Raw genomic sequence first — 222 nt, forward strand, 5'->3', positions numbered from 1 at the left:
AGCTGGAGCTGAACCTGCGGATCAAACCCAAGAAGCGGCTGAAGCGTGATAAACCTGAACCGCTGGCAGTCCCAAACCTGCCAAACGACACGTGGTCGATGGATTTTATGGCGGATCAGCTTGCAGATGGCCGATCGATCCGGACATTAAACGTGCTTGATGACTTCAACCGTGAAGGTCTGTGCATCGAAGTCGACTTCTCGTTGCCAGCCGAGCGTGTCG

General features: G+C 54.5%; 1 pseudogene. It reads left to right on the forward strand.

Features of this window, described 5'->3' with window-relative positions:
• Positions 1–222 (forward strand): annotated as a pseudogene (locus tag ABMC88_RS18495) (IS3 family transposase); the annotation flags it as partial.

This window comes from Sulfitobacter aquimarinus (genome assembly GCF_040149565.1).
In the GTDB taxonomy this organism is placed as follows: Bacteria; Pseudomonadota; Alphaproteobacteria; order Rhodobacterales; family Rhodobacteraceae; genus Sulfitobacter; species Sulfitobacter aquimarinus.